22 protein-coding genes and 1 tRNA gene are annotated in these 18,953 nt (G+C 72.1%); 14 read left to right on the plus strand and 9 right to left on the minus strand.

Annotated features, from left to right (window positions below; genetic code table 11):
• Window positions 1-10 precede the first annotated feature (10 nt).
• On the minus strand, window positions 11-376 hold the full coding sequence (locus IF00_RS0122190; protein ID WP_030320675.1) for a DUF1304 domain-containing protein: 366 nt from the start codon (window positions 374-376) through the stop codon (window positions 11-13).
• Window positions 377-672: 296 nt separating this feature from the next.
• On the opposite strand from IF00_RS0122190, the gene IF00_RS0122195 reads away from it, so the two are divergent.
• Together IF00_RS0122195 and IF00_RS0122200 are read left to right on the plus strand one after the other, a co-directional pair.
• Complete coding sequence (locus tag IF00_RS0122195) at window positions 673-1,128, plus strand: cupredoxin domain-containing protein (RefSeq protein WP_030320676.1); 456 nt, start codon at window positions 673-675, stop codon at window positions 1,126-1,128.
• A gap of 148 nt (window positions 1,129-1,276) precedes the next feature.
• Window positions 1,277-1,351: transfer RNA gene (locus tag IF00_RS0122200), tRNA-Leu, on the plus strand.
• 17 nt (window positions 1,352-1,368) lie between these two features.
• On the opposite strand, the gene IF00_RS0122205 is transcribed toward IF00_RS0122200, so the two are convergent.
• Window positions 1,369-2,295, minus strand: coding sequence for a transglutaminase family protein (locus tag IF00_RS0122205; protein WP_030320677.1), 927 nt, complete (start codon window positions 2,293-2,295; stop codon window positions 1,369-1,371).
• A gap of 7 nt (window positions 2,296-2,302) precedes the next feature.
• Window positions 2,303-3,304, minus strand: coding sequence for a GNAT family N-acetyltransferase (locus tag IF00_RS0122210; protein WP_030320678.1), 1,002 nt, complete (start codon window positions 3,302-3,304; stop codon window positions 2,303-2,305).
• A gap of 112 nt (window positions 3,305-3,416) precedes the next feature.
• Here IF00_RS0122210 and fdxA point away from each other — a divergent pair, with 112 nt between their 5' ends.
• A complete protein-coding gene (gene fdxA, locus IF00_RS0122215; protein WP_015035968.1) occupies window positions 3,417-3,737 on the plus strand; it encodes a ferredoxin in 321 nt (106 codons plus the stop codon).
• A gap of 108 nt (window positions 3,738-3,845) precedes the next feature.
• Window positions 3,846-4,940: a bifunctional succinyldiaminopimelate transaminase/glutamate-prephenate aminotransferase gene (locus tag IF00_RS0122220; protein ID WP_030320680.1), complete on the plus strand. Its 1,095-nt coding sequence runs from the start codon at window positions 3,846-3,848 to the stop codon at window positions 4,938-4,940.
• Window positions 4,941-5,026: 86 nt separating this feature from the next.
• On the opposite strand, the gene IF00_RS0122225 is transcribed toward IF00_RS0122220, so the two are convergent.
• Both IF00_RS0122225 and IF00_RS0122230 read right to left on the minus strand, forming a co-directional pair.
• Window positions 5,027-5,488, minus strand: a complete 462-nt coding sequence (locus IF00_RS0122225; RefSeq protein ID WP_030320681.1) for a hypothetical protein — start codon at window positions 5,486-5,488, stop codon at window positions 5,027-5,029.
• Window positions 5,489-5,800: 312 nt separating this feature from the next.
• Window positions 5,801-6,790, minus strand: a complete 990-nt coding sequence (locus tag IF00_RS0122230; RefSeq protein WP_030320684.1) for a hypothetical protein — start codon at window positions 6,788-6,790, stop codon at window positions 5,801-5,803.
• 29 nt (window positions 6,791-6,819) lie between these two features.
• On the opposite strand from IF00_RS0122230, the gene dapE reads away from it, so the two are divergent.
• Both dapE and IF00_RS0122240 read left to right on the plus strand, forming a co-directional pair.
• Entirely contained in the window at window positions 6,820-7,914 is a 1,095-nt protein-coding gene (gene dapE, locus IF00_RS0122235) for a succinyl-diaminopimelate desuccinylase (RefSeq protein WP_030320686.1), read from the plus strand.
• 99 nt (window positions 7,915-8,013) lie between these two features.
• Window positions 8,014-8,763 (plus strand): LOG family protein, encoded by a 750-nt coding sequence (locus IF00_RS0122240; RefSeq protein WP_037638834.1) that lies wholly within the window; start codon window positions 8,014-8,016, stop codon window positions 8,761-8,763.
• Here IF00_RS0122240 and folP read toward each other — a convergent pair.
• Window positions 8,708-9,595 (minus strand): dihydropteroate synthase, encoded by an 888-nt coding sequence (folP, locus tag IF00_RS0122245; RefSeq protein ID WP_051820553.1) that lies wholly within the window; start codon window positions 9,593-9,595, stop codon window positions 8,708-8,710. The genes IF00_RS0122240 and folP overlap by 56 nt on opposite strands.
• A gap of 103 nt (window positions 9,596-9,698) precedes the next feature.
• Between folP and IF00_RS0122250 the strand changes: the two genes are divergently transcribed.
• On the plus strand, window positions 9,699-10,025 hold the full coding sequence (locus tag IF00_RS0122250; protein WP_030320692.1) for a hypothetical protein: 327 nt from the start codon (window positions 9,699-9,701) through the stop codon (window positions 10,023-10,025).
• Window positions 10,022-10,609: a DNA-3-methyladenine glycosylase I gene (locus tag IF00_RS0122255; protein WP_030320696.1), complete on the plus strand. Its 588-nt coding sequence runs from the start codon at window positions 10,022-10,024 to the stop codon at window positions 10,607-10,609. Before IF00_RS0122250 ends, IF00_RS0122255 begins: the two co-directional genes overlap by 4 nt.
• 26 nt (window positions 10,610-10,635) lie before the next feature.
• On the opposite strand, the gene chcB is transcribed toward IF00_RS0122255, so the two are convergent.
• Window positions 10,636-11,439 (minus strand): 2-cyclohexenylcarbonyl CoA isomerase, encoded by an 804-nt coding sequence (chcB, locus tag IF00_RS0122260; RefSeq protein ID WP_030320697.1) that lies wholly within the window; start codon window positions 11,437-11,439, stop codon window positions 10,636-10,638.
• A 312-nt stretch (window positions 11,440-11,751) separates the two neighbouring features.
• Between chcB and IF00_RS43950 the strand changes: the two genes are divergently transcribed.
• Window positions 11,752-11,919 carry a DUF3117 domain-containing protein gene (locus IF00_RS43950; protein WP_009997451.1) on the plus strand — a complete coding sequence of 56 codons (168 nt, stop codon included), beginning with the start codon at window positions 11,752-11,754 and terminating at the stop codon, window positions 11,917-11,919.
• 116 nt (window positions 11,920-12,035) lie between these two features.
• Here IF00_RS43950 and IF00_RS0122270 read toward each other — a convergent pair whose 3' ends face one another.
• On the minus strand, window positions 12,036-12,701 hold the full coding sequence (locus IF00_RS0122270; RefSeq protein WP_078944805.1) for an O-methyltransferase: 666 nt from the start codon (window positions 12,699-12,701) through the stop codon (window positions 12,036-12,038).
• A gap of 142 nt (window positions 12,702-12,843) precedes the next feature.
• Between IF00_RS0122270 and sigE the strand changes: the two genes are divergently transcribed.
• The 5 genes from sigE to IF00_RS0122295 all read left to right on the plus strand — a co-directional run bounded on the left by sigE (window position 12,844) and on the right by IF00_RS0122295 (window position 17,759).
• Window positions 12,844-13,602 (plus strand): RNA polymerase sigma factor SigE, encoded by a 759-nt coding sequence (gene sigE, locus IF00_RS0122275; RefSeq protein ID WP_073912007.1) that lies wholly within the window; start codon window positions 12,844-12,846, stop codon window positions 13,600-13,602.
• Complete coding sequence (locus IF00_RS0122280) at window positions 13,599-14,549, plus strand: anti-sigma factor family protein (RefSeq protein ID WP_030320701.1); 951 nt, start codon at window positions 13,599-13,601, stop codon at window positions 14,547-14,549. The genes sigE and IF00_RS0122280 overlap by 4 nt, the downstream gene beginning before the upstream one ends.
• Window positions 14,550-14,627: 78 nt before the next feature.
• Window positions 14,628-16,490, plus strand: coding sequence for a trypsin-like peptidase domain-containing protein (locus IF00_RS0122285; RefSeq protein WP_078944806.1), 1,863 nt, complete (start codon window positions 14,628-14,630; stop codon window positions 16,488-16,490).
• 91 nt (window positions 16,491-16,581) lie between these two features.
• Window positions 16,582-17,058 (plus strand): sec-independent translocase, encoded by a 477-nt coding sequence (locus tag IF00_RS0122290; RefSeq protein WP_030320704.1) that lies wholly within the window; start codon window positions 16,582-16,584, stop codon window positions 17,056-17,058.
• A 74-nt stretch (window positions 17,059-17,132) separates the two neighbouring features.
• Window positions 17,133-17,759, plus strand: a complete 627-nt coding sequence (locus tag IF00_RS0122295) for a hypothetical protein (RefSeq protein ID WP_030320706.1) — start codon at window positions 17,133-17,135, stop codon at window positions 17,757-17,759.
• 46 nt (window positions 17,760-17,805) lie between these two features.
• Here IF00_RS0122295 and IF00_RS0122300 read toward each other — a convergent pair whose 3' ends face one another.
• On the minus strand, window positions 17,806-18,939 hold the full coding sequence (locus IF00_RS0122300; protein WP_030320708.1) for an Mrp/NBP35 family ATP-binding protein: 1,134 nt from the start codon (window positions 18,937-18,939) through the stop codon (window positions 17,806-17,808).
• Window positions 18,940-18,953 lie beyond the last annotated feature (14 nt).

An 18,953-nucleotide genomic window follows, 5' to 3' on the forward strand; every position in this document is an offset into this window, starting at 1 on the left:
TACCGCCGCTTCAGTAGTGGGCGACGAGAACGGCGGAGAGGGCGAGCGCGCCGGGCAGGGCCTGGGCGAAGAGGATGCGGCGGTTGGTCGTGGCGGCCCCGTAGAGGCCGGCGATGACGACGCAGGACAGGAAGAAGACCCGGACGCGGAAGGCGATCGGGTCGTCGGCGATGAGCCCCCAGACGAGCCCGGCGGCGAGGAAGCCGTTGTAGAGCCCTTGGTTGGCGGCCATCGCGGCGGTGTCGCGCGCCGTCTTCGCGTCGAACCCGGAGAAGCGGCGGCCGGTCTCCTTCTCCCACAGGAACATCTCCATCACCAGGATGTAGGCGTGCAGCAGGGCGACGAGGGCGACGAGGATGTCTGCGGTCAGCGGCATGGCCGCATTGTGCCGTCGGGCGGCCGGGGGCCGGGGGGAGGCGCGCAACGACTCGCGTAGGGCGGTTCGCGAGAACGAACGGTTAATTCCGGATCCCAAACTAAAAATCAGAAAATAGTCTCAAAAGCTCGACGGAGAAGCCTCCGGACCGGGAAACTGTCTGCAACAGGCCTGCACACAGGCCTCGTTGGACAGAATCCGCATCACAACCGGGGGACAACATGGCAGGAACCGCTCGTCGTTGGGCTGCGCGCATATCGGGCGTGGGGGCCGCATCGGCAATGATCTTCGGCGGGATGGCGGGCACGTCGTTCGCTATAGAGAACCCGCCCACGGTCACCATCAGCGTGAACTTCGGCGTGGTCGCGACCACGCACCCGGACACCGTGGGCTGTAACGGCTACAAGGTGGTCGGGACGGGGACCGCCGGCGGGGCACCGGTCAGCGGAGCCACCTGGGCGCAGGACGAGACGGCGTGTACCGCGACCGTCCCCGGCAAGTACGACATCAAGGGGACGGCGACGCTGACGGAGAGCGACGGCGACAAGCTCTTCATCAGCTACGAGCTCTCCGCGCCGCTGACGTCGGACACGATGGTCTACCCGTCCGGCACGTTCAAGATCCTGCGGGGTGAGGGCAACTTCGAGGACTCGACCGGCGGCGGCCAGATGAACGCCAAGGTCAACCTGCTGGACCACGATCACGCCAGCGCCACGCTCACGGGATACATCCGCAAGTACTGGCAGATCTGATCCACCGCCACCCGCCGGGGACGCCCGGCGGGTGGTACGGGTCCCGGGGGCCCGAGGGCGGGCCGGGTGCGGGTGCCGGGCGGGACCCGCCCTCTCGCCGAAATCCCCTCGTCCCCCCGCCCCTTCACCCCTTACGATCATCCCAAGGGCGGGGTCGTAGCACAGAGGTAGTGCGCCGCGACAGCATCTCGGAGGACGCCGGTTCGAATCCGGTCGCCCCGCCCCCTTCAAGCCCACGTGCTAGTTCAGCCGTGCCCGCGCCGCCTGTGCCCGGCGCCGGATCGTCGTCGCCGACTCCGGGTCCACCGCGTCCATGACCTGCGCGTACGCCTCCATCTCCGCCGCCCCCGTCAGGAAGTCCCCGCGCTGGACGAGCAGCTCGGCGCGCTCGTAGCGGAGTCTCGCCGGGTGGGAGGGGAGGAGCAGGGAGAGTTCCACCGCCCACAGGGCCACGTCGGAGCGCTCCGGGCGGGGGGCCGCCCAGGCGCGGATGTTGTTGAGGACCCGCAGCACGATCGCGCCGGGCTCGGCGGGCCGGAGCATCGAGCGGTCGAGGGCCTCGCCCGTCGTGCTGGTGACCAGCAGCTCCGCGTCCGGGCCCGTCATGGCGCGGCCGCCCGCGAAGGGGTCGGCGAGGTTCAGGTCGGCGGGGTCGCCGAAGCCCACGACGAAGTGGCCGGGCAGTCCGAGCCCGTACACGGGGGCGCCCGCCCGTCGTGCGACCTCCATCCAGACGACGGAGAGCAGGATCGGCAGGCCGCGCCGGCGCCTGAGCACCTCGTGCAGGAGCGAGGACTCCAGACGCTGGTAGTCGGCGGGCACGCCCTCGAAGCCCTCCCGGCTGCCGAGGAGCTCCGCGAGGGCGGTGGTCCAGTCGCCGAGGATCCGGGTGGCGTACGGGACGAGCCCGGCGAGGCGGTCGAGTTCGATCTCGGCCTCGTTCAGGACGTGCCGGGTGACGGTGGGGTCGGCCACCGCTCCGATCAGCAGGCAGAGCCGGGCGAGGTCGGGTCGTTCCGACCGCGCCTCCTCCGCGAACTCCCGCCGCCAGTCGGGCGGGTCCGGGCTCTCGAAGGCGTCCTCACCCGCTGCCCCGTCCCGCCGTGCTGGTCCGTCCTCCGGTCCGTTCTCCGGCCCGTCCTCCGGTGGTGGTACGTCCTCCGTCACGCCTCCGTCACGCCTCCGCCCATCGGTAGTGGTGGTAGTGGTGGTGCGGCGCGAAGCCCATCCCGTCGTACAGCGCCCGCGCGCCGTCGTTGTCCGCCTCCACCTGGAGCCAGGCCGCCGACGCGCCCTCGTCGAGGGCCTGCCGGGCGAGCGCGGTCATGACGGAGGTCGCCAGGCCCCGGCGCCGCTGCTCCGGGTCCACCTCGACGGCCATGAAGCCGGCCCAGCGTCCGTCGACCACGCATCGTCCGATCGCCGCCGGTACCTCTCCCGTGCCCGCCACGGATGCGAACCACACACGCGGGCCGGACGTCAGCACCGACCGTACAGCGGGGCTCGGTTCGCCGGAGCGCTGATAGCGGCGGAGCCACGAGGCGTCGACGGTCCGGGAGAGGCGTACGGCGGAGATGTCGGTGTCGAGGTCGCCGATCGGGGCCAGTGCCGCGATCCGCACCTCGGCGGAGACCTCGCGTCGCCAGCCGTGCCGGTCGAGGGCCGCGCAGAGCAGCTCCTGGGTGCCCTCGGCGCCGGTGGCGGTCTGGATGTACGCGGGGAGCCCCCTGGCCTCGTACCACGCGCGTACGTGTGTCAGGGCGTCGGCGATCGGCAGCCCTGGGTCACCGAGCGGGAGCACCGAGTTGGCCCGCCGGGTGAAGCCGTCGGATGCCCGCAGGGTCCACTCGCCGAGCGCCTCGCTCTCGACCGGCCGCCACGCGCGCGCGGTGGCGCGGGCCAGCTCGGGGAAGGTGGCGGAGGGGCCGCGCCGGCGGGCCGGGGCGGGCGGGACGATCTTCCCGGCGACCAGGGTGGATTCCGCAATCCGGACGCTCTCGCCGCTCTTTCGTGTGATCAGCAGCACAGAGTTGTCCCATGATGTGAGAACTCCGACCGCGTCGGTGAACTTCTCGCCCGCGGCCGCCGAGTCCGTCACGTACCGAACGGAGACACGTTTTCCCACGTCAGCGCTGGTGATTCGGACCTCCAGGCGTCCTCCGCCGGTGAATTCCACAGCTTCTCCGCCCCTCCTGTTCGGATCGCCCCCAAGAACGGAGATACTAGGTGCGGGCATCGACGACGCCGCGCTCCCGCGCAGACCAGCCCTATCGAGGAGGAACGACAGCGTGACCTACGTCATCGCGCAGCCTTGTGTCGACGTGAAGGACAAGGCGTGCATCGAGGAGTGCCCCGTCGACTGCATCTACGAGGGCAAGCGGTCCTTGTACATCCACCCGGACGAATGCGTCGACTGCGGGGCCTGTGAGCCGGTCTGCCCGGTGGAGGCGATCTTCTACGAGGACGACACCCCGGAGGAGTGGAAGGACTACTACAAGGCGAACGTCGAGTTCTTCGACGAGCTCGGTTCGCCCGGTGGTGCCTCCAAGCTCGGCGAGATCGAGCGCGACCACCCCTTCATCGCCGCCCTGCCGCCGCAGAACGGCTGATCGACCGCTTCAGGTCGAATCCGGTCCCGTACGGCGTCGGCCGCCGTACGGGACCGAGGCGTTTCCCGACGCCTCACCCGCGCACGTACAGGAAGTGAGAGCCAACCCGTGAGCGCAGTCTCTTCGCGCCTGCCCGTCTTCCCCTGGGACAAGCTGGAGCCGTACAAGAAGACGGCCGTGGCGCACCCCGACGGAATCGTGGACCTCTCCGTCGGCACGCCCGTCGACCCGGTCCCCGCGCTGATCCAGGAGGCCCTGGTCGCGGCGGCGGACTCGCCGGGCTATCCGACGGTGTGGGGGACGAAGGAGCTGCGGGACGCACTGACCGGCTGGTGCGAGCGGCGGCTGGGCGCGGTGGACTTCGCCCATGAGAACGTGCTGCCGGTGGTGGGCTCGAAGGAGCTGGTGGCCTGGCTGCCGACGCAGCTGGGTCTCGGCGCGGGCGACCGGGTGGCGTACCCGCGGCTCGCGTACCCGACGTACGAGGTCGGCGCGCGGCTCTGCGGTGCGACGCCCGTCGTCTACGACGACCCTCGGGAGCTCGACCCGGCGGGGCTCAGGCTGCTCTGGCTGAACTCCCCGTCCAACCCGACCGGCAAGGTCCTCCCGAAGGACGAGCTGACCCGGATCGTGGCCTGGGCGCGCGAGCACGGTGTCCTCGTCTTCTCCGACGAGTGCTACCTGGAACTGGGCTGGGAGGCCGATCCGGTCTCCGTGCTGCACCCGGACGTCTGCGGCGGTTCGTACGAGGGCATCGTCGCCGTCCACTCGCTGTCCAAGCGCTCCAACCTGGCCGGGTACCGGGCCGCGTTCATCGCGGGCGACGCGGCCGTGCTCGGTGAGCTGCTCCAGATCCGCAAACACGGCGGCATGATGACGGCGGCGCCGGTGCAGGCGGCGACGGTCGCGGCGCTCGGAGACGACGCGCACGTGGCCGAGCAGCGGGAGCGGTACGCGGCCCGCCGGGCGGCGCTGCGTACGGCTCTGGAGGCGCACGGTTTCCGGATCGAGCACAGCGAGGCGAGCCTGTACCTGTGGGCGACCCGGGACGAGCCGTGCTGGGAGACCGTGGCGTACCTGGCGGAGAAGGGCGTTCTCGTGGCGCCCGGCGACTTCTACGGCGAGGCGGGGGAGCGCTTCGTGCGGGTCGCGTTCACGGCGACGGACGAGCGGGTCGCGGCGGCGGTCAAGCGGCTCGGCTGACCACCCGCGACATGCACGGCATACGGAAGGGCCCGGCGAGTATCCGCTCCCCGGGCCCTTCCGCGTGTGACTGTCCCCCGGTCGGGTCAGCCGCCGACGGGCAGGCCGCCGAGGGTCTGGCCGGTCGGCAGGCCGCCGAGGCCGCCGCCCAGGGCGCCGCCGGTGGGGCCCTCCGCGCTCTCGGCGGCGGCGCCGGCGGTCTTGCCGACGACCTCGCCCGCGCTGCCGGCGGTCTCGCCGGCGACCTGCTGGGCGGCCGGGGTGGCGGTCTTGCCCGCCGCGCCGACGGTCTTGCCGGCGGCGGGGACGGCCGTGCCGACGGCCTGGCTGCCGGTGGAGCCGACGACGCCGGTGGCGGTCTGCGAGGCGCTGTCGACGGCGGTGCCCGCACCGGCGGCGTCCAGGGCGCTGATGCCGCCGAGGGTGCCGGTCGGCGCGAGGTTGTGGTCCAGGGCGCTCGCGGAGCCGGCCGCACCGACCACGGGGGCTGCTCCGGCCGCGATGAGGAGGGCGGCGCGGGCGATCCGACGGGTCAGGGGGAGGGACATGGTGCTCCTTCGACGAGGTGCGAGGTGTGGTTCGGACGCAGTGACAACCGGCGCTGGGGCGGGTTGGGTTGCGGCGGTCGAAGGTAAAGACTTGGTAATGCGTCGTATTGTCGGGTGGGGAGGAAAACGGACGAACGCGTCATTGCGCAGTCGTCTGGCGAACCGTCACTTCCCTTGTCCCGCAAGGGAATGGAGAAGGCGGGGCGCATCGCGCAAAAGACGGCGCGGAAGGGTCGCGAATTTCTCCGGACGCGCACCGCTGCCATGCCACGGGCGAGTGAATCACCGTACGGGTGATCGGCCGCCGAGCGACTACCGGGCGAGGCGCATGCGGACGTACTCCCCGCCGGAGGCAGGCGCGCCCGTGGTCCCGGCAGACCCCTCGGACCCCTCCGAGAACGCCTTCGAAGACCCCGAGACCTTCGACCAGCCTCCCCGCGCCTCACCCGCGCGCCACACCCGGTCCCCGTACGCGACCTCCGTGATGCGCAGTGTCTCCGACCGCGCCACGGCCCACTGCGCCAGCTCCCAGCCGCGCCGCGCGTCCGCCGCCGCGCGCCCGGACCCGGCCGCCGACCGGACCGGCACCACGAGCACCGGCGGCTCGGCCGCCGACCGGCCCGCGCTCGGGCCGCCCGTCACGGCCGTCGGAGCCGCCTTCTCGCCGAAGGCGCGCACCAGCTCCGCGCGCACCTTCTCGGGATCGCCCGGACGGCCCTCGGCATCGCTCGCCGTACAGGAGAGGGCGGCCGGGGACCGGCCCGTCAGCGCGGCCGAGAGAAGGCCGGCGTCCGGCTCGTGCTTCGCGTACGCCTGCGGGAAACCGCTCTTCTGCACCTTCTGCGCCGCCACCGTCAGCGGCAGCCGCGAATACCCCGGGACCTTCTCCAGGCCGTCGTAGAACTTCCCCGACGCGTACACCGGGTCCATGATCTGCGCCGGAGTCCCCCAGCCCATCGAGGGCCGCTGCTGGAAGAGTCCGAGCGAGTCCCGGTCGCCGTGCTCGATGTTCCGCAGCGCCGACTCCTGGAGCGCCGTCGCGAGGGCGATGGTCACCGCCCGCTCGGGCAGGCCCCGGCTGGTGCCCACGGCGGAGATCATCGCGGCGTTCGACGCCTGCTCCGGAGTGAACTCGTACCGGTTGTCCCCGGTGCCGACACTGCACCGGGGCGTACCGGTACTCCCCGTCATCTGGTGGAAGGCCACGTACGAGGCAAGGCCGAGGAGCGCGGCGAAGGCGGCCGCGGAACGGGCGAGGCGGCCGCGACGGCGAGGGCGGGTGGGCTCGGACACGGGGCCCACCGTACTGGAGGCCGCGTTAGGGTCGGCACATGGCTGACATCACCCCGCTCGACGCGCCCCTCGACCTGTCCCAGGACGGGGCCGCGCTCACCGCCGCCCTCGTCGACTTCCCGTCCGTCAGCGGGACCGAGCAGCCGCTCGCGGACGCCATCGAGCAGGCACTGCGCGCGCTGCCGCACCTCACGGTCGACCGGTACGGAAACAACGTCGTGGCCCGTACGCGCCTCGGCCGCGGCGAGCGCGTCGTCCTCGCCGGCCACATCGACACCGTGCCGATCGCCGACAACGTGCCCTCGCGGCTCGACGAGGACGGCATCCTGTGGGGCTGCGGCACCTCCGACATGAAGTCCGGGGTCGCCGTCCAGCTGCGGATCGCCGCCACCGTCCCCGAGCCCAACCGGGACCTCACGTTCGTCTTCTACGACAACGAGGAGGTCGCCGCCGACCTCAACGGCCTCGGGAAGATCGCCGACGCGCACCCCGACTGGCTGGAGGGCGACTTCGCCGTCCTGCTGGAGCCCTCCGACGCCCAGGTCGAGGGCGGCTGCCAGGGCACGCTGCGCGTGATCCTGCACACCGCGGGTGAGCGGGCCCACTCCGCACGCTCCTGGATGGGCTCCAACGCCATCCACTCCGCCGCCCCGATCCTGGCCCGACTCGCCGCGTACGAGCCGCGCAAGCCGGTCATCGACGGCCTGCAGTACCACGAGGGCCTCAACGCCGTCGCGATCCAGGGCGGCGTCGCCACCAACGTCATCCCCGACGCGTGCACGGTCACGGTCAACTACCGCTACGCCCCCGACCGCTCGCCGGCCGAGGCGCTGGCGTACGTCCGCGAGTTCTTCGCCGACTGCGACATCGCCGACCTCGTGGTCGACGACGAGAGCCCCGGCGCCCTGCCCGGCCTCTCCCACCCGGCGGCTGAGGCCTTCATGAAGGCCGTCGGCGGCAGCGCCCAGCCCAAGTTCGGCTGGACCGACGTGGCCCGCTTCAGCGCCCTCGGCGTGCCCGCGGTCAACTACGGCCCCGGCGACCCCATCTATGCCCACAAGCGGGACGAGCACGTGCCCGTCGACCGGATCCACCACTGCGAGGCACGGCTGCGCGACTGGCTGACCGCCTGACTTCCCTCGCCCCGACTCCCGTAATTTCGCATTTCGTCACCTCTGTGGTCCTACGCTGACCGGACCAGAAGATCGTTGGATCGACGGAGGGAGCAGGCCATGGGTATCCCTGAAGGGGAGACGAAGCCGGAGGAGCAGCGGCTCGGGCCGGTGCTCAGGCGCAGGGACCAGGTCCAGCCGGGCACCACGGACCAGCGGCTGCTCGACACCGAGGGCGACTCGGAATGGGTGCACACCGACCCCTGGCGGGTCATGCGCATCCAGTCCGAGTTCGTCGAGGGCTTCGGCGCCCTCGCCGAACTGCCGAGCGCGATCAGCGTCTTCGGCTCGGCCCGCACCAAGCCGGACTCGCCGGAGTACGAGGCGGGTGTACGGATCGGCAGGGCGCTCGTCGAGGCCGGCTTCGCGGTCATCACGGGCGGCGGCCCCGGCGCCATGGAGGCGGCCAACAAGGGTGCCCGCGAGGCCAAGGGCGTCTCGGTGGGCCTCGGCATCGAGCTCCCCTTCGAGCAGGGGCTCAACCCGCACGTCGACATCGGCGTGAACTTCCGCTACTTCTTCGTCCGCAAGACGATGTTCGTGAAGTACGCGCAGGGCTTCGTGGTCCTGCCCGGCGGACTCGGCACCCTCGACGAGCTCTTCGAGGCGCTGACTCTGGTCCAGACCCGCAAGGTCACCCGCTTCCCGATCGTCCTCTTCGGCACGGAGTACTGGAAGGGCCTCGTGGACTGGCTCCGCGACTCGGTCGTCGCGGGCGGCAAGGCCTCGGAGCGGGACCTGCTCCTCTTCCACGTCACGGACGACGTGGAAGAGGCGGTGGCGTTGGTGACGAAGGAGACGGGCAAGTAGCGGTCCACGGGGCGGGGGTGGACGCCACCATGTCGAGGACCTGCCGTGTCTCGGCGACCTCGTGCACCCGGTACACCTGCGCCCCCAGCCAGGCGGACACGGCGGTCGTCGCCAAGGTCCCGAGGACCCGCTCCTTCACCGGCCGGTCGAGCGTCTCGCCCACGAAGTCCTTGTTGGACAGGGACACGAGCACCGGCCAGCCCGTCTCCGCCATCTCGCCGAGCCGACGCGTCGCCTCCAGGCTGTGCCGGGTGTTCTTCCCGAAGTCGTGTCCCGGGTCGATCATGATCGCGTCCCGCCGCACCCCGAGCGCGACCGCCCGCTCCGCGAGCCCCACGGTGACGCGCAGGATGTCGGCCATCACGTCCTCGTACTCCACGCGGTGCGGCCGCGTGCGCGGCTCCGCGCCGCCCGCGTGGGTGCACACGAGCCCCGCGCCGTACTTCGCGGCGACCTCGGCGAGTCCGGGGTCGACCCCGCCCCACGCGTCGTTCAGGACGTCCGCGCCGGCCTCGCAGACCGCCGCGCCGACGTCCGCCCGCCAGGTGTCCACGCTGATGACGACATCGGGATGGCGGCGGCGGACCTCGGCGACGAAACCGACCGTGCGTCGCGCCTCCTCCTCGGCCGTGACCTCCTCGCCGGGGCCCGCCTTCACCCCGCCGATGTCGATGATCGCCGCCCCCTCGGCCACGGCCTGCTCGACGCGGGCGAGCGCCGGCTCGTCCCGGAAGGTGGCGCCCTGGTCGTAGAAGGAGTCCGGGGTCCGGTTCACGATCGCCATGATCACCGGCTCGTGCGGCCCGAATTCACGCCGTCCCAAGCGCAGCATCCCTTTTGTCCTCCCTCGTGTCCGTTCGCCTGCGACCCTAGCTGTCGGTGGCGCATGGCACGATCGGCACGGGACGTTTTCCACTCCGGGGAGAGGCACGCAGGTGTTCTGGTTTCTGCTCATCACGATGGTCGTGGTCGTGGCCGCGGTGACCCTGGCCGTGGTCGGCGGCGGCGACAGCGAGGTGCTGCCCGACGTGGCGCCCGAGGAGCTCGTCGACCCGCTCCCGGCCGCCCGCCCGGTCGACCGCGCGGACGTCGAGGCGCTCCGTCTCCCCGTCGCGGTCCGCGGCTACCGGATGGCGGACGTGGACGACGTGCTGGTCCGCCTCGGCGCCGAGCTGGCCGAGCGCGACGCCCGGATCTCCGAGCTGGAGGAGGCGCTCGCGGGAGCGGCCGCCGCCGGTGACGGAGAGGACGGGCCGGCGTGACGGCCGGCGGCGCGGTGCCGGGCCCGGACGGGCGGCTGCGCTGCCCCTGGGGCCTGTCGACCGAGGACTACGTGGCGTACCACGACGAGGAGTGGGGCCGCGCGGTCCACGGCGACGACGCGTTGTTCGAGCGGCTCTGTCTGGAGGCGTTCCAGTCCGGTCTTTCGTGGATCACGATCCTGCGCCGCCGCGAGGGCTTCAGGGCGGCGTTCGCCGGTTTCCGGATCGCCTCGGTCGCCGAGTTCGGTGACACGGACCGCGAGCGGCTCCTCGTGGACGAGGGCATCATCCGCAACCGGGCCAAGATCGACGCGACCCTGGCCAACGCGAAACTGCTGGCCGGCTGGGCCCCGGGCGAACTGGACGAGCTGATCTGGTCGTACGCCCCCGATCCGACGACCCGTCCGGTCCCGCGTACGGTCGCGGACGTCCCGGCGGTCACGGACGAGTCCACGGCCCTCTCGAAGGCCCTCAAGAAACGAGGCCTCCGCTTCATCGGCCCGACCACGGCCTACGCCCTGATGCAGGCCTGTGGGCTGGTCGACGACCACGTGAAGGGGTGCGTGGCCCGGGGCGGGAAGTAGCCCCCCGGGCCCTGCCTGCGGCCCCCTCAGCGGCCCAGGTACTTCGGCTTCTCCTTGGCGATGAAGGCGCGGACCGCGATCGTGTGGTCCTCGGAGGCGCCAGCCCGGTTCTGGAGCTCCTCCTCCTTGTCCAGTGCCTCGGACAGGGAGTGGTCGGCGCCGTAGGCGAGGGACTCCTTCAGGGCCGCGTACGCCACCGTCGGGCCCGCCGCCAGCTTGCGGGCCACCTTCTCGGCCTCGGCGGTGAGGTCGGCGGCCGGGACGACGCGGTTCGCGATGCCCAGCTCGTACGCCTCCTGGGCGGTGATCGAACGCGGGAAGAGCAGCAGGTCGGAGGCGCGGCTCGGGCCGATCAGACGGGGGAGCGTCCAGGACATCCCCGAGTCGGCGGTCAACGCGACCCCCGCGAAGGAGGTGTTGAACGACGCGGTGTCCGCGACCACCCGGTAGTCCGCCGCGAGCGCGAAGCCGAAGCCGGCCCCGGCCGCGACGCCGTTCACGCCGGCGACGACGGGCTTCCGCATGCCCGCGAGCGCCTTGGTGATCGGGTTGTAGTGGTCCCGGACCGTGTTCATGGTCTCCTGGGTGCCGTTCTCGTGGTCCGCCATGAGCAGACCCACGTGTTCCTTCAGGTCCTGGCCGACGCAGAACGCCCGCTCACCCGCCGCGGTGAGCAGCACCGCCCGTACGGCGGGGTCCGCCGCGGCCGTCTCGGCCGCGTCGCGGAGGGCGACTTTCGCCGCCACGTTCATCGCGTTCATGGCCTCGGGGCGGTTGAGCGTGATGGTGGCGAGCCCGTCGCTCACCTCGTACAGCACCGTGTCGGCCATGGGGTTCCCTTCGCCTCTTTGCGTGGTTGACCTGCACAGCATGGCGGACATCACCCGCCCCGCCCATGTGAGCTGCGTCAAAGATTCGAAGGGCCCGGCCGGACCCCGAGCGGCGAAGTATCGCAGGCCGATCGCCGAAATGTGGGGTTTTGAGAGAGCGCGTTGCGCAAGCGATGCCATTCGATGTTGGTCATCGGGTCCTGCCATGCGGGATAATGACCTGGAAGCAATGTGTTCGAAGCCGGTGACGCGTGCTCCAGGTCATGGAGCTGCCCGGCTGACAAAGAGCTGGTTTCAGGAAGGGGAACAAGCATGGCGGCCATGAAGCCGCGGACGGGTGACGGCCCGCTCGAGGTGACCAAGGAGGGGCGGGGCATCGTCATGCGCGTTCCGCTCGAAGGCGGCGGTCGGCTTGTCGTCGAGCTGACTCCCGACGAGGCCGAGGCGCTGGGCGACGCCCTGAAGAAGGTCGTCGGCTGACCTTCCCTCGCATCCTGAGCACTGCCCCGGCACGGTCCCGACCGTGCCGGGGCAGTGGTGTGTCCGGGGCCGGCCGGCCGGCCGGTGCGTCGGAGGCGGGGCGGAGCGGGGGCTTCTCAGCCGCGGCGGACCGCGCACAGCAGGCCGTCGCCCACCGGCAGCAGGGAAGGGATGAGCTCGTGGCTCTCCCGCACCGTGCGCAGCAGCTCGCGGACCCGCTGGACCTCGGCCGGCTGGGCCCCCGAGTCGACCGTGCGGCCGTCCGCGAAGACGCCCTCGAAGCAGACGAGTCCGCCAGGTCGCAGCAGGCGCAACGATTCAGCGAGGTAGTCCAGGTACTCGAGCCGGTCGCCGTCGCAGAACACGAGGTCGTACCCGCCGTCCGCGAGGCGCGGCAGGACGTCCAGGGCCCGGCCGGGGATGAACCGCGCCCGGTTGCCCGCGAAACCCGCCGCGCGGAACGCCGTCTTGGCGAGCTGCTGCCGCTCCGGCTGGAGGTCCACCGTCGTCAGGACGCCGTCCGGCCGCATCCCGAGCAGCAGGTAGATGCCGGACACGCCGGTGCCCGTGCCGATCTCCGCCACCGCCTTCGCGTCCGCCGTGGCCGCGAGCAGGCGCAGCGCCCCACCGGTGCCCGGCGACACCGAGGGCAGCCCTGCCTCCCGGGCCCGCTCCCGGGCCCAGCGCAGAGCTTCGTCCTCGGCGACAAAGGCGTCGGCGAACGACCAGCTCGTCTGCCGGTTGGCGGTAATGGCCCTCTCCTGTCCCCGTAGTTGACGCAACGGTGACTGTATCCGCTGTCAGCGGGAACCCGCAGATGGGACCGGGCGTTCACCAGGGGAAGGACGCGGCAGGAGGAAGCCGGGGGAGCCGGTTCCAAATTCGCGTAAAGATTCTTATCCGGAGCTAACGGGCGAGGTGGCTATGGTAGGGGCTCCACTGGACACCACCAGAGCCGACAGGGGAGGTGCGGCTGCGCCTGTGGATCGGGGAGGAGTGCTTCGGCGTCTTCTCAGGTCGGCGGGTGAGCCGAAATCCGTGACCGACACCGCTGACCGAATCCGCACCGCCGACTCCGCTCCCACCACCGCGACCTTCGCATCGGATGCGGAATCGCAGGCGTGGACTCCGCCCACCTGGGAGGAGATCGTCAGCACGCACAGCGGCCGGGTATACCGCCTCGCATACCGGCTGACCGGCAACCAGCACGACGCCGAGGACCTGACCCAGGAGGTCTTCGTCCGCGTCTTCCGCTCGCTGTCGACGTACACGCCGGGCACCTTCGAGGGCTGGCTCCACCGCATCACCACCAACCTCTTCCTCGACATGGTCCGCCGCAAGCAGCGCATCCGTTTCGACGCGCTCGCCGACGACGCCGCCGAGCGCCTGCCCAGCCGTGAGCCCTCGCCGCAGCAGGTGTTCAACGACACCCACTTCGACGCGGACGTGCAGCAGGCCCTCGACACCCTCGCGCCCGAGTTCCGTGCCGCGGTCGTCCTCTGCGACATCGAAGGGCTGTCGTACGAGGAGATCGCCGCGACCCTCGGCGTGAAGCTCGGCACCGTCCGCAGCCGTATCCACCGCGGGCGCTCCCACCTGCGCAAGGCCCTCAAGCACCGCTCGCCCGAGGCACGGGCGGAGCGTGCCCTGGCCTCCGTCGGATGGGAGGCAGGGACAGCGTGAGCGGCACAGTTCCCTCGTCACCGACCCCCGCGGAGCACCACCTCGGGGACCGGCTGGCCGCGCTCGTCGACGGCGAGCTCGGCCACGACTCCCGCGATCGGGTCCTCGCCCACCTCGCGACCTGCGCCCGCTGCAAGGCGGAGGCCGACGCGCAGCGCACCCTCAAGAGCGTCTTCGCCTCGGCGGCTCCGCCGCCGCCCTCGGAGGGATTCCTCGCCCGGCTGCAGGGGCTACCCGGGGGCCCCGGTGAGCCGGGTGGACCCGGCGGACCGAGAGGCCCCCTCGAAGAACTCCTCGGCGCGGGCGGCGTGAGGTCCGACGGCTTCGCCACGGCGGCCGTCGTCACCCCGCACTCCCCGCACGCCGCCCCGCAGACCGGCTTCCGCATCCACGAGGTCGGCGACCGCGCGTCCGGAACCTCCTGGCGCGGCCGGCGCTTCGCCTTCGCGGCGGCCAGCGCCGTCTCGTTCGCGGCCATCGCCCTCGGCGGCACCCTGCCGCTGGAGGCCTCGGTGAACGCGAGCGCGCGCGGCGGCCAGGGCACCGGCACGGCGGTCACCCCGCTGCGTGCCACCGCCACGGGCCCCGGCGGCGGCACGGCCGTCTCGCGGGGTACGCGCTCCGGCGAGCGTGGCGCCCAGTCCGTCGACGGCTCACAGGTGGCATCCGGGGCTCCGCTGACTCCCGGCATCCCGGCGGCCCTGCCGCACGGGCCGGTGTCACCGGTCGGTCCGGGCACGGTCCCGGCGGGCGCCGTCCCGCCGGACGCGGTGCGGTCCCCGGCCATGCCGCTGGTGGCGATGCGGCTCCGGGACCCGGCCACGCAGTCGTTGCTCGCCCTGTCGCCGTTCATACGACCGACGGGGCCGGCCCTCCGACTGGCCTTCGGTCCCGGAACCGGTCCGGCGCTTAGTCCGACCACCGCACCGCTCGGCTCCCCCCGCTGACCCGCGACCTGGTTGAATCCAGGGACAGCGGCGCCCGCCCAACGGGGCGCGGACGGGTCAGCGGGTTGCGGGGAGAGCATGAACAACGGGAAGCCGAACTGGTGGAGCCGGCCGTCGAGCGCACCGGAGGCGGCACGGATACCCTCGCCGCCTCCGGCCGACGACCCCACGGAGGGCGTCACCGCCGTCGCCGCACATGACGCCGACGGCGACTTCCCGCTGCCCGCGCCGCAGCCGTCGACCGAAGCACCGGAAGCCTCCGAGGCGCCGGACGCCGGCACCGGCCCGTCCGACGTGACGGATGTGGCGGACGCCGGGGGCGCGGGGGACACCGCGGTGATGCCCGCGCCCGCCGACGCCCCCGCGCCCGCCGTGCTGCTGACCAAGAGCGAGGCCCCCGCGGACGCGGCACCGACCGAGGCCCTTCCGGTGACCGAGGCTCAGACGACCGGGGACCGGGGGACCGAGACCCTTCCGGTCACCGACGCCGCCGGGGCCGACGCCCCTCCGGCCCCGGCCGTCCAGGCGCCCAGCGGGCCCGCCCCGACGCCCCTGCACGCGCCCGACGAGTACCGGACGCCGCCCTACGGCGAGCCGGGCCCCTGGGCGCCCGCACCGCCCGTACAGCGGCCCCCGGCGCACGTACCGCCGCAGCAGGCCCACGTACCCCCCGTACCGCCGCAGGCCCAGCCCCAGCCGCACCCCCACCCCCCGCTTCACACGCAGGGTGGCGCCGTGCCGCCGCAGGCCGGTGCGCCCTGGGTGCAGTACGACCCCTGGGGGGCCGGCGGGCCCGGGCTCCCGCCCCTGCCCGCGAAGAAGTCCCGCAAGGGGCTCGCCATCGCCGGGGCGCTCGCCTTCGCGCTCGTCACCGGCGTCATCGGCGGCGGCATCGGCGCGTACGTCGAGCGGAACGGCGGGATCACCACCGTCGAGCTGCCGCAGGCGGACTCCGGCGACACCGACCGGGCCCCGGAGAGCGTGGCCGGGATCGCGGCCAGCGCCCTGCCCGGTGTCGTCACCCTGCACGTCAAGGGCGGCGGTTCGTCCGGCACCGGCACCGGCTTCGTCCTCGACACCAAGGGCCACATCCTCACCAACAACCACGTCGTGGACGGGGCCCAGTCCTCCCGCGACATCTCGGTGACCTTCTCCAGCGGAGAGACCGCCCGCGCCAAGGTCGTCGGCAAGGACACCGGCTACGACCTCGCCGTCGTCCAGGTCACCGGCGTCTCCGGCCTCAAGCCGCTGCCGCTCGGCAACTCCGACAACGTCCGCGTCGGCGACCCCGTCGTCGCCATCGGCGCCCCCTTCGACCTCTCCAACACGGTCACCTCCGGCATCATCAGCGCCAAGGAGCGCCCGATCACCGCCGGAGGGGAGAAGGGAGACGGCAGCGACATCAGCTACGTCGACGCCCTCCAGACCGACGCCCCCATCAACCCCGGCAACTCCGGCGGCCCGCTCCTCGACGCCAAGGGCCGGGTCATCGGCATCAACAGCGCCATCCGCGCGGCCGGCGGCGGCTCGGGCGAGGGAGAGGGCGGCAGCGCCTCCCAGCCCGGCTCCATCGGCCTCGGCTTCGCCATACCGATCAACCAGGGCAAGCGCGTCGCCGAGGAGCTCATCAACACCGGCAAGGCCACCCACCCCGTCATCGGTGTGAGCCTCGACATGCAGTTCAACGGCGACGGCGCGCGCGTCGGCGAGAAGGGCAAGGACGGCTCCGCCTCCGTCACGCCCGGCGGCCCGGCCGCGACGGCGGGGCTCCGCCCCGGCGACGTCATCACCAAGGTCGACGGCCAGCGCGTGCACAACGGCGAGGAGCTGATCGTGAAGATCCGCGCCCACCGCCCCGGCGACCGGCTGAAGCTCACCCTGACCCGGGACGGCAAAGAGCTGACAAAGACGTTGACGCTCGGCTCGTCCCAGGGCACCTGAGCGCCATACGACGGACACCGGGAGGTACCCGTCCGGCAGTTTCGGCGGGTACCGTGGACCGGGCCCTTGACCGGCATGAAGGAGCTACTAGGTGTTCAGCGACATAGGCGCACTCGAGCTGGTGACGCTCGTCGTCCTCGCCGTGCTCGTCTTCGGGCCGGACAAGCTCCCGAAGGTCATCCAGGACGTCTCGCGCTTCATCCGGAAGATCCGTGAGTTCTCGGACAGCGCGAAGGAGGACATCCGCAGCGAGCTGGGGCCGGACTTCAAGGACTTCGAGTTCGAGGACCTCAACCCGAAGACGTTCCTCCGCAAGCAGATGGAGCAGAACGAGGACCTCCGGGAGCTCAAGGAGCTGCGGGGCAGCTTCGACCTCAAGAAGGAGATGAACGACGTCGCCGACGCGGTGCACGGCCGTGAGCCGCAGCCCTCGGCCGTCAACGGCTCCCCCTCGGCCGGTGGTTCCTCCGGCGCCGTCACCGCCGCGAACGGCACCCCGGACCTGCTGAAGAAGCAGGACAAGACGGACACCGCGGAGCGTCCTCCGTACGACTCCGACGCGACCTGACGACGGGCTGTCACCAACCCGACGCGTCCCGGTGGCTATCCTCCCTCTGTTGACGGAACGAGGAGGCGGCCGAGATGGAGACCACGAGTCGGGTGGAGGGCGTACCCCTGGCCCGGCGGACCGCCGAGGGCTATCTGCGCGCACCCTTCGCCTGGTACGGCCTCGACGAGGCGTTCACCGGGCCGCGCTGGCTCATGCAGGTGGGCACGGCGGCGGACGGCAGCGTGCAGCACGGGTCGACCGGGCACGGTGAGACGCCGTCGATAAAGACGGACGCGAGCGGCGCGGAGAAGGAGCGGTTCGCGGTCGTCGTGACGGTGGCCGCGAGCCCGGTCCGGCGGACCGGTGACGGCACGGGCGTCCTCGACGCCACCACCGTGTCCTCGGCGGCCTGGCTGGCCGGCTCGGGGCTGCTCGTCCACACCTGGCCCGCCTCGCTGGACCACGCGATGCGGGACAACTGGCTGGACCAGCAGACCGAGACGGCGTTCGAGCTGGCTGACGACCTCGACGGGGCGGAGTGGTCGACGCTGTCGCTGCCCGTGGACGGGGTGCCGATGCCGTTCCACTACCGCGAGTCGGAGTTCGGGTGGGTCCTGGCGGGGTCCGCGGCGGGCGTGCACATCGGGGCGTACGGGCGCGGGATGAGCGCGTACGGGCTGGGCTTCGCCCAGATCAAGGACCTCGACGCCTACGCGTGACGGTATGACGAAGGGCGCCCCCGAGGGGGCGCCCTTCGTCATGACCTCAGAACTTGTTGCGCGGCGTGATGCCCAGGCTCATGCCCGAGAGGCCCCGCTGGCGGCCGCCGAGCTTGCCGGCGATCGCGCGGAGGGCCGCGCCCGCGGGGGAGTCCGGGTCGGAGAGGACGACCGGCTTGCCCTCGTCGCCGCCCTCGCGGAGCCGTACGTCGATCGGGATCGAGCCGAGGACCGGGACCGTCGCGCCCGTGGTCTGCGTCAGACCGTCGGCGACCCGCTGGCCGCCGCCCGTGCCGAACACGTCGACCATCTCGTCGCAGTGCGGGCACGGCAGGCCCGCCATGTTCTCAACGACGCCGACGATCTTCTGGTGGGTCTGGACGGCGATGGAGCCGGCCCGCTCGGCGACCTCGGCCGCCGCCTGCTGCGGGGTGGTGACGACCAGGATCTCCGCGTTCGGCACGAGCTGCGCGACCGAGATCGCGATGTCGCCGGTACCCGGGGGCAGGTCGAGCAGCAGGACGTCCAGGTCGCCCCAGTACACGTCCGCGAGGAACTGCTGGAGCGCGCGGTGCAGCATCGGGCCGCGCCACACCACCGGCGCGTTGCCCGGGGTGAACATGCCGATGGAGATGACCTTCACACCGTTCGCCGACGGCGGCATGATCATGTTCTCGACCTGGGTCGGACGGCCGTCCGCGCCCAGCATCCGCGGCACGCTGTGGCCGTAGATGTCGGCGTCGACGACGCCGACCTTCAGGCCGTCGGCGGCCATCGCCGCGGCCAGGTTCACGGTGACGGACGACTTGCCGACGCCACCCTTGCCGGAGGCGACCGCGTACACCCGGGTCAGCGAGCCCGGCTTCGCGAACGGCACCTCGCGCTCGGCGGTCGTGCCGCGCAGCGCCGCCGCGAGCTCCTTGCGCTGCTCGTCGCTCATCACGTCCAGCGCGACATCGACGCCGGTGACGCCCTCGACGCCGGAGACGGCCTCGGTCACCCGCTGGGTGATGGTCTCGCGCATCGGGCAGCCGGAGACGGTCAGGTAGACCGTGACGGCGACCTTGCCGTCCGGTTCGATCTCCACCGACTTGACCATGCCGAGCTCAGTGATCGGTTTGTTGATCTCGGGGTCGTTCACCGTCGCCAGTGCTTCGAGCACCGCGTCTTCCATAGCCATACCGACGATGGTAC

The organism is Streptomyces flavochromogenes (assembly GCF_000717595.1).
Taxonomy (GTDB): Bacteria; Actinomycetota; Actinomycetes; order Streptomycetales; family Streptomycetaceae; genus Streptomyces; species Streptomyces flavochromogenes.